Raw genomic sequence first — 11179 nt, 5'->3', positions numbered from 1 at the left:
TTTAAGAAACCTAAAGCCATGATGAAAAATTAAAAGTGCGTGCGTGCGAGGGAACGCACAGGGGGAAGGCGTTGTCCGGGCGCGGGCCCTCGACCCCGAGGAAGAGGTGCCAATAGGCATGGCTTGACGCGAAGAGGCCCTAAAGAGCCCTGTAACCACTGAATGTTCACTCATCCTGAGCGCCTGCAATCCGTGTCAAAAAAGCTGTTTCACCCAGCGCGGAGCAACTCTGCGGCCACGTCCTGGATCAACGTGCGCAAACTGGCGACATCCGTACCCAGCCCCCGGTCCCGCGACCAGATCATGTCCACCGTGAACACCGGAAACCCCATCGGTGGCTGACACACCCTCACCCCCTCGGGGATGCGCAGGTGGGGCAGCAGGCGCGCTGGCAAGGCGACGGTCGAAGGGACTGCGGTGAGGATGTTGACGCAGGCCTGGTAGCCGTTCGCCCGCACCAGCACGTTGCGCGTGCGACCAATCTTCTCCAGCCAGCTGTCGACCATGTTCTTCTCCGAGATCCACGGTGTGGGGAAGACATGCGCCGAGGCACAGAACTCATCCAGGCTCATGGCCCCGTCCAGCGCAAGTCCACGCTGGCTGGTCAGGCAGACGAAACCGTCGCTGAGCACCGGCTGCCATTGCAGCTCGGGGTGCAGTTGGTGGTAACTCGGCCCGAAACCGATGGCCAGGTCGATATCACCGGAAATCAACCGGTCCACCGGCAGGTCGCGGCTCAGCCGATCGAGGTGCAGGGAGGTGTTGGCATGGCTGCGCGACAAGGTCGCCAGTGCCTGGGGCAGAAAGGCCAGCTCGAAGTATTCCGGCGCGCACAGACGCCAGATCCTGGGGGCTGTGACGCCATCGCCCGCAGGATCATCCTCGGCGCAGCGGTTGACCGACTCGATCACCACGCGCAGGTAGGGTGCGATCTTTTCCGCCTTGGCGGTTGGCTGCAGCAGACCCTGCGAGGAGGCGAACAGGGTGTCGTCGAAACAACCGCGCAGGCGTTTGAGGCAGTAGCTCACCGTGGGCTGGCTGACGTTCATCAGTTCGGCGGTGCGCTTGGCACTGCGATATTCCAGCAAGTTGAGAAACACCACGATGTCTTGCAGGTCCAGCTGCTTCAGGTAATTGCTGTGAAGCATGCAGGGGCCTCCTGGGTCATCATGTTCATGGAATGGGATCGACGTCTTCGGGGAGCTTGGCCAGCATCAGTTTGAGCATTTGCGCCAGGGCTTCGCGCTGCTCGGGCAGCAGCGGTGCCAGGAACTGGTTTTGCAAGTCGGTGTGGCTGAAAACCGCTTTTTCGATGGCCGCAAGCCCGGCTGCAGTCAGCGCCACCTTATAGCTGCGCTTGTCGGCAGGGTCGTGGATCTGCTCGACCATGCCCGCCTCCTTGAGGCGGCTCAGTCGATTGGTCATCGCCCCGGATGTGATCAACAACGAGTTGTACAGCTCGGTCGGGGTCAGCTGGTACGGTGCGCCGGAGCGGCGCAAGGTCGCCATGACATCGAACTCCCCTTCCTTGAAACCGTATTGATCGAGCACCGCGCACCGTCGGCGCTCGAGGTGTTTCTGCAGGCGCGCCATGCGCCCGAAGACCTCCATGGACGAAGCGTCCACCGAGGGCATCGCCTGCGCCCATTGCGCGACGACGAAATCGACATGATCTTTCATTGGCATAACCGTCCGTTCACCCTGAACTCCCCAAGGGCCACATCCCTGCCGTACCCCGGCACCTTCCAAGTATCTTAACGTTAAGTTATCTTGATATGCACGAGGTATGAATCGGGAGGGAACATGGCGTTCTTCGAACACAACCGAAATCGCTATTACTACTTTGACGCCGGGGCCGGCACCCCCACCCTGCTCCTGCACGGGCTGGGCAACAGTGGCCGCGCCTGGACGGACCAGGTCGGGGCCCTGCTGCGCCTGGGCCATCGCGTCATCGTACCGGACCTGCTCGGCCATGGCGCGTCCAGCAATGCGCCGGAACACATCACGCCTCACCTGCAAGCCCAGGAGCTGATCGCATTGCTGGATCACCTTGGGCTGGCCAGCACTCAACTGATCGGGCTTTCGCTGGGCGGCATGATTGCTCTGGAACTGGCCTGCACCTACCCAGATGCCGTGGACAAACTGGTAGTGGCCGCGACCTTCGCCAGCATGAACAGCTCCGCGCGCCATCACCAGCTCGATGAGTGGGTCGAAAACCTTTGCCAACCGGACGGCTGCCTGAAGCGCTTCAAGACGACATGGCCGCAACTGGTCGGCAGTTCCTTCGCCGCCTCCAGCCAAGGACAGAGCCTCTACCAGGCCTGGCATGCCCAGGCCGCCATGCAACGGGCGCGCTGCCAGATCCACTGGTGCGAGGGTATGAAAACCTACGACCCGAGCGATCGACTGTCACACATCCAGGCACCCACCCTGGTGCTTGCCGCCGACGGCGACCGCATCAGCCCACCTGGCGAGGCCGAGGCCATTGCCAGACGTATTGCTCACGCCCAGCTCATCACTTTTCCAGGCGACGGCCATGTCTTCAACGTTTCCCATGCCCCGGCCTTCAACCGGGCACTCAGTGGTTTCCTGCAGGAGCAACAGCGACATGGGTGACACACCCTCCAAGGCCAGCGTAGTGCTGCTGGCGATTCTGGTCGGCATCAACCTGCGACCGATCATGGCCTCGGTCGGCCCGCTGCTCGATCTGCTGCAACGCGACCTGGGCCTGAGCAACTTCCAGGGCGGCTTGCTGACCACACTGCCGGTGATGATGATGGGCCTGTTCGCCCTCGCCGGGCCTTGGCTGCTGCGCCTGCTCGGCGAGGTCAAGGGCGTGGCCATCGGCATGACGCTGATTGCCGCAGCCTGTGCGGTACGCACCTACGTCGAATCGTCCTCTGCACTGATCGCCAGCGCTGCCGTGGGTGGCGTCGGCATTGCCGTGATCCAGTCGCTGATGCCCGCGTTCATCAAGCGCAACCATCCGCAAAGCGCAGGGATGCTCATGGGGCTGTTCACCACGGGGATCATGGGCGGTGCGGCCATCGCCGCCGCCATTGCCGCTCCCAGCGCGGGCAAGCTGGGCTGGAACCTCACTCTCGGCTATGCCGCCATTCCGGCCATGATTGCGCTGATCGCCTGGCTGCTCGCCGCAGGCAACGTGCATGCCTATCCCACGGCGGCCGGCCTGCCCTGGCGCAGTGGCCGGGCCTGGCTGCTGCTAGTGTTCTTCGGGATCGGCACCGGGGCGTACACCTTGGTGCTCGCCTGGCTGCCGCCCTTCTACATCGAACTGGGCTGGACAGCGAAAAGTGCCGGCTACCTGCTCGGCGCACTGACCATCACCGAGGTCATCGCCGGTTTGCTGGTGTCGGCGCTGATTCACCGTTTCCCGGATCGCCGCCAACCCTTGGCGCTGGTGATCCTGCTACTGATCGGCGGGCTGGCCTGCCTGATGGCGGCGCCGCTGCAACTGGCCGCCTTGGCCATCCTGTGCCTGGGGCTGGGCATCGGTGCGTTGTTCCCGCTCTCGCTGATCGTCACCCTCGATCATGCACGCTCACCGACCGAAGCCGGGTCGCTGCTGGCCTTCGTGCAAGGGGGTGGCTACCTGATTGCTGCCTCGATGCCGGTGGTGGCCGGGCTGGTGCGTGACGAGTTCAGCTCGTTGCACTGGGCTTGGGCCGTCATGGCGGGTGGCGCTGTACTGCTGCTTGCCTTGAGCGCCCTGCTCCGGCCGGTAACCCCGCGAACGGTCGCGGCCCAGGCTTGACCCTCCTCGACTCCGGGGCGCTCTCCAGCGCCCCGGACGCCCTACCCGATTTTTCCTGACCCGCCCCACCAGCGCACCACAGGCACTCTTTTGGTGCAAAAGCGCCGCAACCTCCCCCTGCCTACCCCGTCCCATGCGTGCTGGAGCCCAGTGGCACAGCCTTTGCGACGGTCTACCGTGCCCCATTCGCGAACTTAGTTTTTTTAACGTTCATGAGCACATATTTACTAATTTATCCATCTGCGCCCACGCCCCATGATCGCTTCCAACAAGAAAGCGTCGCCTTTTGCCGACGCGCATCCGGGCACCTTTGAAGTGCCCATCCTTGCCTTGGAGTCCGTCATGACCAGCGCAGCCACATCGGCACCTCTCATAGAAAAACACACGATCGGATACGTGCCCCCCGAAGACCGCCATGGAAAGGTAAAGGACTTGTTCACCCTGTGGTTCGGCGGCAACATCGCGCCGCTGCCCATCGTCACCGGCGCCCTGGGCGTGCAGTTGTTCCACCTGAACCTGATCTGGGGCATCGTCGCCATCCTGGTCGGTCATCTGGTCGGTGGTGTGCTGATGGCCCTGCACTCGGCCCAGGGCCCGCAGATGGGCATCCCGCAGATGATCCAGAGCCGCGCCCAGTTCGGCACCCTCGGCGCGCTGCTGGTGGTGGTGATCGCAGGGGTGATGTACATCGGCTTCTTCGCCTCCAACATCGTGCTGGCGGGCAAATCGCTGCACGGTGTGGTCGACAGCGTGCCCGTGCCAGTGGGCATCGTCATCGGCGCCCTGGGTTCGGGGATCATTGGCATCATCGGCTACCGCTTCATCCATGTGCTCAACCGCATCGGCACCTGGGTGCTGGGCATCGGCATCGTGGTGGGCTTTGGCTATATCTTCACCCACGTGCAGAGCGATGACTTCCTGACCCGTGGCAACTTCAACATCTCCGGCTGGCTGGCCACTGTGTCGTTGGCAGCGCTGTGGCAGATCGCCTTCGCCCCTTACGTGTCGGACTACTCGCGCTACCTGCCGGCCGATGTGAAAGTGTCGTCGACCTTCTGGACCACCTACCTGGGCTCAGCCCTGGGTTCGAGCCTGTCGTTCATCTTCGGCGCAGTCGCCGTGCTGGCGATCCCCGCCGGGATGGACACCATGGACGCCGTAAAGCTGGCCACCGGCGCCATTGGCCCGCTGATGCTGGTGCTGTTCCTGCTCAGTGTGATCAGCCACAACGCGCTCAACCTGTATGGTGCGGTACTGTCGATCATCACCCTGGTGCAAACCTTCGCCTATCGCTGGATCCCGACCGCGAAGACCCGCGCCGTACTTTCGCTGATCGTGCTGGCCGCGTGCAGCGTGGTGGCAGTCTTCGCCTCGTCCGACTTCATCGGTCACTTCGTCGACATGGTCTTGGTGCTGCTGGTCGTGCTGGTGCCGTGGACCGCGATCAACCTGATCGACTTCTATGCCATCCACAAGGGCGAGTACGACATCCAGTCGATCTTCAAGGTCGACGGCGGGATCTATGGGCGTTACAACCCGCAGGCGCTGATCGCCTACGCCGTCGGGATCGTGGTGCAGATTCCCTTCATGAACACGCCGCTGTACGTAGGCCCGGTATCGGAACACATCAATGGTGCCGACCTGTCGTGGCTGGTCGGGCTGGCGGTGACCACACCGCTGTACTGGTGGCTGGCCAGCCGTGACAGCGTCTACCGTCGCCGTCAGATGGGCGCCAAGCTCGCTGCCGGACATTGATGCAACGCGCTTGCCCTGCACTTGTGCAGGGCAAGCTGGTTTTTTCGCGGATGAATCGGAACACCTCTACGGCTCGAACCCTTCGACGATAATCACCTCGGCCTTGGCCACCCCCTGCCGATAGCGGCACGCCTCCTGATACAGATCCGACCGATAGCAGGCCAGCGCCTGCTCATACGAGTCGAACTCGATCACCACGTTGCGCTGCGGCGTCGCCCGCCCTTCCATCGCCTCGCTCCTGCCTCCCCGGGCCAGAAAGCGCCCGCCGAATGCCACGAACGCCGCTGGCGCTCGCTGGGTGTACTGCTGGTACTGCTCCGGGTCAGTGACGTCCACATGGGCGATCCAGTAAGCCTTCATCCGTCGATCTCCTGTACAGGGCTATTTATGTATTATGGTATACCATAAAAATTACCTGACCACAGTGAGCGTGCAGCATGGCTTTCAACAGCATCGAAGACCTTCTCGAAGACTACCGCCAGGGCAAGATGGTGCTGCTGGTGGACGACGAAGACCGGGAGAACGAAGGCGACCTGCTAATCGCCGCCGAGCGCTGTGACGCGCATGCCATCAACTTCATGGCCCGCGAAGCACGCGGCCTGATCTGTCTGACCCTGACCGACGAACACTGCCAACGCCTGGGCCTCGAACAGATGGTGCCGACCAACGGCAGCGTGTTCAGCACGGCCTTCACCGTATCGATCGAGGCCGCCAGCGGTGTCACTACCGGCATCTCTGCCGCCGACCGCGCGCGGACCGTGGCCGCCGCCATGGCCGCGGATGCCCGCCCCGAGCACCTGGTCCAGCCTGGCCATATCTTCCCCCTGCGCGCCCGCGAAGGCGGCGTACTGACCCGCGCCGGACACACCGAAGCCGGTTGCGACCTGGCACGCCTGGCAGGCTTCGCACCGGCCTCGGTGATCGTCGAAGTGCTCAACGACGACGGCACCATGGCCCGCCGCCCGGACCTGGAACTGTTCGCCGAGCGCCACGGTATCAAGATCGGCACCATTGCCGACCTCATCCACTATCGCCTGAGCACCGAACAGACGGTAAGGCGCATCGGCGAGCGTGAGCTGCCAACGGTACACGGCACCTTCCGCCTGGTGACCTTTGAAGACCGTATCGAAGGTGGCGTACACATGGCGATGGTGATGGGCGACATCCGCCGCGAGCAGCCGACGTTGGTGCGCGTGCATGTCATCGATCCGCTGCGCGACCTGGTCGGCGCCGAATACGCAGGCCCTGCCAACTGGACGCTGTGGGCGGCGCTGGAGCGGGTCGCGGCGGAGGGCGCCGGGGTGGTGGTGGTCCTTGCCAACCACGAATCGTCCCAGGCCCTGCTCGAACGCGTGCCACAACTCACCCAGCCGCAGCGCCCCTACCAGCGCGGACAGTCGAAGGTGTATTCGGAGGTGGGCACCGGCGCCCAGATCCTGCAGGACTTGGGCGTGGGCAAGCTGCGCCATCTTGGCCCACCGCTCAAGTACGCGGGGTTGGCGGGGTATGAGCTGGAGGTGGTGCAGAGTATTCCCTTCGAAGCGATCTGATTCGCTATCAATTCGTGAAAACTGAAACGCCCGCTGCCGCGGGCGTGCGTTATTTGAAGCGAAAAACAGATAACCCCATCAACCAAAGCAGCCCGAGGAAAATGCATAACGTTGCAATCTGTATACGGCGCTTCAAGCAATACGGAAAACTCTTTACATCAAGAGGATCCAGCGTTCCACGCCGAATACCAATCGAAGGACACGTTAGCGCTGAGCTCATGGCAGCCACTATGAGCATTCGCGACCAAAGCGAGGTCACTCCCCAAACTTTGATTTCCGCATCTATCCCCGAGCTTCTTCCAAAAGCACGACACATCACGACGAAGTGACGAGATGCAGAAATATGAAGCACCATCAAAATCCCCAGCAACATAATTGCAAAGGGCGCACCTATGAATACCAATTTGCAATTAGCCGACCAACTGCTGGCATCAATCATCTGAGACCTCGTAGAGCAACTCCCCCCAATACTCTCCGTAACGCCCACCCCATTCTGCGGCACCAACGGAACCCGCCCCTACCAACGCGATACCGCAAACTGCTTTTCCCCACACCCCAAAATGGCAGACCAAGTTAGCCACCTTGCCCGCAGCGATACCGCCACCAAAACCTGCTACTAGACTCCCGCTAAAAGCGCCCGTTTCGGTAAAGCGCACCTTGCGACACTCATCGGTCTCTCCAGACCGACAAGCCTCTTGCACCTTCAGATACGAAGCTGTCGCACACAGTCCAATCGCCACATACCCCCATACTTCAAATATCGCGCTGTTTTCGCCACTTCATCCAAGTGCGTTGCATATCCCGGTATCTGCCCCGGCCCTCCGGCCTTTTTCCAGTGATGCACCAAGCTCTTCGGCGAAATACCCAGGTCCCGGCGCAACGTCTCGTAGCCCCCCAGGTTCAATCGTTTGTGCAGGAACGAGCTGCTCAATTGCGCACTGAGCTGCTTATACAAGGCTTGGCGTGAAGTGAAGAACTCGGGGCTGTGCAAATGGCCATGCAGTATGAACTGCCGCTGGTGCAATGCTTCGATGCCCTTGAGCGTGTCCTTGACACGTCCCAAGCCCTGATCAAGCATGTCCTTGCCCACCCCCATGGAACTGCTTGCTCCACTCAAAACTCCGGCAATCTCCCCGATGTGTTCCATCATGAAGTTGGCTTCTGCCTCGCTGAGAGTCGCCAAGGCCCCACGCGCGCGTTCGGCAGCCTGCATCAGTAGCGCCTCTTCGTGAGTGCACGCCTGGAGATTGTCAGGGTTACCGACAACAAAGATCTCACCCGCCTTGAAGCCGTGTTCGAAGGTAGGGTTCAGCCGCTGTAGCCGAGCGATGGGGAGCGTTGAGTCTTGCGACAGCAGTCGGGCCAGCACCTGAGGGCCGGACATGCTGCGCGGCACGATGTAGAAGCCAGGCTCCAGTGCAGAGAACTGAGCCCCCTGGCCTGCGTAGAGGTTCGATTTCATTGAAGCCGCAGCCGGTGCAGGCGATGGTGAGTTGCTTGCCTTAAAAGCACCCGAGGTCAGCCTCGCACGACCTGCCGCCACTCCATGGTCTAGAGGAGCCACCACGCGATTGCTGCCACTGGGGCATCCACAAGCGACCAACGCCCCGTCCACGGCCACAGGGCGACCGTAGGACACAAACCACGGTACGCCTTCGACAACGGTGCCGACCTCACCACACACAGGGCATGGCGTAGTGCTGTCACCCTGCCGCAGCACGGCGCGATCGTTCGCCTGATAGTTGATACCACTTGCGATACACACAGCGCCGGTGGAGGTCATGTCGCCGTCCAGCGCTTGACCTTTGCCATTCAGATTGACGCGAAGCATGCGCAGACTCCGTTGCTTGAGGAATGCGCAAACCTAACAGGCGCAAAGAGATCTACTTCCTTAGCAGGCACGAAATAGACATCTCCTACAGCGAGAAATGACGATTCAGCGCGCCCTGCAATGTCGCAGGTGATCGCCGGTAACACCGAACGCTTGCCAAAAGCTTGGAATACCATAATATGATATCCCGTAGACCTTAAATCTGCCGGCCACACCTACAATCACACAACGGCCACGAACCACCTGAAATAGCTGCTCCCGAACACAGTTGGCGGGCGCGACAAAAGCCCCGCCTCGAATAACAAAAGCAACGAGGGCGTAACCATGCTGTTGAGCAAACGAGTCACCGCTGTGCTGTCCGCAAGCCTGCTAGCCCTGGCCTGCCAGGCCACCCAGGCCGCCGACAGCCTCAACTTCGTCAGTTGGGGCGGCACCACCCAGGACGCCCAGAAACAGGCATGGGCCGACCCCTTCAGCAAGAGCAGCAACATCAAGGTCGTACAGGATGGCCCGACCGACTACGGCAAGCTCAAGGCCATGGTCGAAAGCGGCAACGTGCAATGGGATGTGGTCGATGTCGAAGCCGACTTCGCCCTGCGTGCCGCCAGCGAAGGCCTGCTCGAACCCCTCGACTTCTCCACCATCCAGCGTGATCGCATCGACCCGCGCTTCGTCTCCGACCATGGCGTCGGCTCGTTCTTCTTCTCCTTCGTGCTCGGCTACAACGAGGGCAAGCTCGGAGCCAACAAGCCGGTCGACTGGAGCGCGCTGTTCGACACCAAGACCTACCCCGGCAAGCGCGCGCTGTACAAGTGGCCGAGCCCCGGCGTGCTCGAGCTGGCCCTGCTCGCCGACGGCGTGCCTGCCGACAAGCTCTACCCGCTGGACCTGGACCGCGCCTTCAAGAAACTCGACACCATCAAGAAAGACATCGTCTGGTGGGGCGGCGGTGCCCAGTCGCAACAGTTGCTGGCCTCTGGTGAAGCAGCACTCGGGCAGTTCTGGAACGGCCGCGTCTATGCCCTGCAGCAGGACGGCGCCCCGGTGGGCGTGAGCTGGAAGCAGAATCTGGTCATGGCCGACTTCCTGGTCATCCCCAAAGGCGCCAAGAACAAGGACGCGGCCATGAAGTTCCTGGCCAACGCCAGCAGCGCCAAGGGCCAGGCCGACTTCGCCAACCTTACCGCCTACGCCCCGGTCAACCTCGACAGCGTGGCCGAACTCGACAAGAAACTCGCACCCAACCTGCCAACCGCCTATGCCCAGGACCAGGTGACCCTCGACTTCGCCTACTGGGCCAAGAACGGCCAGGCAATCGCCGCGCGCTGGAATGAGTGGTTGGTCAAATGAAAGTCGCCATCAACGCCCTGCACAACGCTCAAGGTGCCGACCCCGGCACCGGCGCCCCACGCGCGGCGGTGCGCCGACCGCCGCTGAGCCAGCGCTGGCGTGGCAGCCGCAACCTGCTGCCGGCCTTGCTGTTCCTCGGCCTGTTCTTCTTCGCGCCATTGATCGGCCTGCTGCTGCGCGGGGTACTGGAGCCGGTGCCAGGGCTGGGCAACTACGAGCAACTGTTCGCCAACTCAGCCTACGCCCGAGTGCTGTTCAACACCTTCTCGGTGGCGGGCCTGGTGACCGTGATCAGCGTGTTGCTGGGCTTTCCGCTGGCCTGGGCGATCACCCTGGTGCCTCGCGGCTGGGGTCGCTGGCTGCTGAACATCGTGCTGCTGTCGATGTGGACCAGCCTGCTGGCCCGCACCTACTCCTGGCTGGTGCTGCTGCAGGGTTCGGGGGTGATCAACAAGCTGCTGATGGCGCTGGGCATCATCGATGCGCCGCTGGAGATGGTGCACAACCTCACGGGCGTGGTGATCGGCATGAGCTACATCATGATCCCGTTCATCGTGCTGCCACTGCAGGCGACCATGCAGGCCATCGACCCGATGGTGCTGCAGGCCGGCTCGATCTGCGGCGCCAGCCCTTGGACCAACTTCTGGAAGGTGTTCATCCCGTTGTGCCGCTCAGGCTTGTTCTCGGGTGCGCTGATGGTGTTCGTGATGTCGCTCGGTTACTACGTCACCCCGGCATTGCTGGGCGGTGCGCAGAACATGATGCTGCCCGAGTTCATCATCCAGCAGGTGCAGTCGTTCCTGAACTGGGGCCTGGCCAGCGCCGCCGCGGCATTGCTGATGGTCATAACCCTGGTGCTCTTCTACCTGTACCTGAAGCTGCAGCCGGAATCCCCGGTCGGCAATGCGAGGTAATTCT

The 11179-nt window shown here is 62.1% G+C and carries 11 protein-coding genes; 6 read left to right on the top strand and 5 right to left on the bottom strand.

Features of this window, described 5'->3' with window-relative positions:
• Positions 1 to 209: 209 nt before the first annotated feature.
• Together ACPZMI_RS22745 and ACPZMI_RS22740 are read right to left on the bottom strand one after the other, a co-directional pair.
• Positions 210 to 1148 carry a LysR family transcriptional regulator gene (locus tag ACPZMI_RS22745; RefSeq protein WP_186711728.1) on the bottom strand — a complete coding sequence of 313 codons (939 nt, stop codon included), beginning with the start codon at positions 1146 to 1148 and terminating at the stop codon, positions 210 to 212.
• A gap of 25 nt (positions 1149 to 1173) precedes the next feature.
• Positions 1174 to 1680 (bottom strand): MarR family winged helix-turn-helix transcriptional regulator, encoded by a 507-nt coding sequence (locus ACPZMI_RS22740; RefSeq protein ID WP_186664260.1) that lies wholly within the window; start codon positions 1678 to 1680, stop codon positions 1174 to 1176.
• A gap of 123 nt (positions 1681 to 1803) precedes the next feature.
• Between ACPZMI_RS22740 and ACPZMI_RS22735 the strand changes: the two genes are divergently transcribed.
• From ACPZMI_RS22735 to ACPZMI_RS22725, 3 genes are all read left to right on the top strand, one after another.
• On the top strand, positions 1804 to 2616 hold the full coding sequence (locus ACPZMI_RS22735) for an alpha/beta fold hydrolase (protein WP_288377217.1): 813 nt from the start codon (positions 1804 to 1806) through the stop codon (positions 2614 to 2616).
• Positions 2609 to 3775, top strand: coding sequence for an MFS transporter (locus ACPZMI_RS22730; protein ID WP_186711730.1), 1167 nt, complete (start codon positions 2609 to 2611; stop codon positions 3773 to 3775). Before ACPZMI_RS22735 ends, ACPZMI_RS22730 begins: the two co-directional genes overlap by 8 nt.
• A 342-nt stretch (positions 3776 to 4117) precedes the next feature.
• Entirely contained in the window at positions 4118 to 5530 is a 1413-nt protein-coding gene (locus ACPZMI_RS22725; protein WP_186664254.1) for a purine-cytosine permease family protein, read from the top strand.
• A 66-nt stretch (positions 5531 to 5596) separates the two neighbouring features.
• Here ACPZMI_RS22725 and ACPZMI_RS22720 read toward each other — a convergent pair whose 3' ends face one another.
• On the bottom strand, positions 5597 to 5890 hold the full coding sequence (locus ACPZMI_RS22720) for a DUF1330 domain-containing protein (protein WP_186664252.1): 294 nt from the start codon (positions 5888 to 5890) through the stop codon (positions 5597 to 5599).
• 77 nt (positions 5891 to 5967) lie between these two features.
• Between ACPZMI_RS22720 and ribBA the strand changes: the two genes are divergently transcribed.
• The gene (gene ribBA / locus ACPZMI_RS22715) at positions 5968 to 7080 is read left to right on the top strand and encodes a bifunctional 3,4-dihydroxy-2-butanone-4-phosphate synthase/GTP cyclohydrolase II (protein WP_186664250.1); all 1113 of its coding nucleotides are present in this window, start codon (positions 5968 to 5970) and stop codon (positions 7078 to 7080) included.
• Positions 7081 to 7129: 49 nt separating this feature from the next.
• On the opposite strand, the gene ACPZMI_RS22710 is transcribed toward ribBA, so the two are convergent.
• Together ACPZMI_RS22710 and ACPZMI_RS22705 are read right to left on the bottom strand one after the other, a co-directional pair.
• Positions 7130 to 7519, bottom strand: coding sequence for a hypothetical protein (locus tag ACPZMI_RS22710; protein ID WP_186664248.1), 390 nt, complete (start codon positions 7517 to 7519; stop codon positions 7130 to 7132).
• Positions 7520 to 7783: 264 nt separating this feature from the next.
• Positions 7784 to 8911: a PAAR domain-containing protein gene (locus ACPZMI_RS22705; protein ID WP_426353127.1), complete on the bottom strand. Its 1128-nt coding sequence runs from the start codon at positions 8909 to 8911 to the stop codon at positions 7784 to 7786.
• Positions 8912 to 9235: 324 nt separating this feature from the next.
• Here ACPZMI_RS22705 and ACPZMI_RS22700 point away from each other — a divergent pair, with 324 nt between their 5' ends.
• The gene (locus ACPZMI_RS22700; protein ID WP_186664244.1) at positions 9236 to 10261 is read left to right on the top strand and encodes an ABC transporter substrate-binding protein; all 1026 of its coding nucleotides are present in this window, start codon (positions 9236 to 9238) and stop codon (positions 10259 to 10261) included.
• On the top strand, positions 10258 to 11175 hold the full coding sequence (locus tag ACPZMI_RS22695; RefSeq protein WP_426353126.1) for an ABC transporter permease: 918 nt from the start codon (positions 10258 to 10260) through the stop codon (positions 11173 to 11175). The genes ACPZMI_RS22700 and ACPZMI_RS22695 overlap by 4 nt, the downstream gene beginning before the upstream one ends.
• Positions 11176 to 11179 lie beyond the last annotated feature (4 nt).

Origin of the sequence: Pseudomonas wayambapalatensis (assembly GCF_049942315.1) — a bacterium.
GTDB classification, from domain to species: domain Bacteria; phylum Pseudomonadota; class Gammaproteobacteria; order Pseudomonadales; family Pseudomonadaceae; genus Aquipseudomonas; species Aquipseudomonas wayambapalatensis.
The sequence above is the reverse complement of the archived record's forward strand: the minus strand, read 5'-3'. Positions and strand labels throughout refer to the sequence as shown.

What these genes read in the sequence shown, in the direction of transcription:
- ribBA (WP_186664250.1), top strand. Translation starts at nt 5,968, where the DNA reads ATGGCTTTCAACAGCATCGAAGACCTTCTCGAAGACTACCGCCAGGGC.
- ACPZMI_RS22720 (WP_186664252.1), bottom strand. Translation starts at nt 5,890, where the DNA reads ATGAAGGCTTACTGGATCGCCCATGTGGACGTCACTGACCCGGAGCAG.
- ACPZMI_RS22740 (WP_186664260.1), bottom strand. Translation starts at nt 1,680, where the DNA reads ATGAAAGATCATGTCGATTTCGTCGTCGCGCAATGGGCGCAGGCGATG.
- ACPZMI_RS22735 (WP_288377217.1), top strand. Translation starts at nt 1,804, where the DNA reads ATGGCGTTCTTCGAACACAACCGAAATCGCTATTACTACTTTGACGCC.
- ACPZMI_RS22700 (WP_186664244.1), top strand. Translation starts at nt 9,236, where the DNA reads ATGCTGTTGAGCAAACGAGTCACCGCTGTGCTGTCCGCAAGCCTGCTA.
- ACPZMI_RS22730 (WP_186711730.1), top strand. Translation starts at nt 2,609, where the DNA reads ATGGGTGACACACCCTCCAAGGCCAGCGTAGTGCTGCTGGCGATTCTG.
- ACPZMI_RS22705 (WP_426353127.1), bottom strand. Translation starts at nt 8,911, where the DNA reads ATGCTTCGCGTCAATCTGAATGGCAAAGGTCAAGCGCTGGACGGCGAC.
- ACPZMI_RS22710 (WP_186664248.1), bottom strand. Translation starts at nt 7,519, where the DNA reads ATGATTGATGCCAGCAGTTGGTCGGCTAATTGCAAATTGGTATTCATA.
- ACPZMI_RS22745 (WP_186711728.1), bottom strand. Translation starts at nt 1,148, where the DNA reads ATGCTTCACAGCAATTACCTGAAGCAGCTGGACCTGCAAGACATCGTG.
- ACPZMI_RS22725 (WP_186664254.1), top strand. Translation starts at nt 4,118, where the DNA reads ATGACCAGCGCAGCCACATCGGCACCTCTCATAGAAAAACACACGATC.
- ACPZMI_RS22695 (WP_426353126.1), top strand. Translation starts at nt 10,258, where the DNA reads ATGAAAGTCGCCATCAACGCCCTGCACAACGCTCAAGGTGCCGACCCC.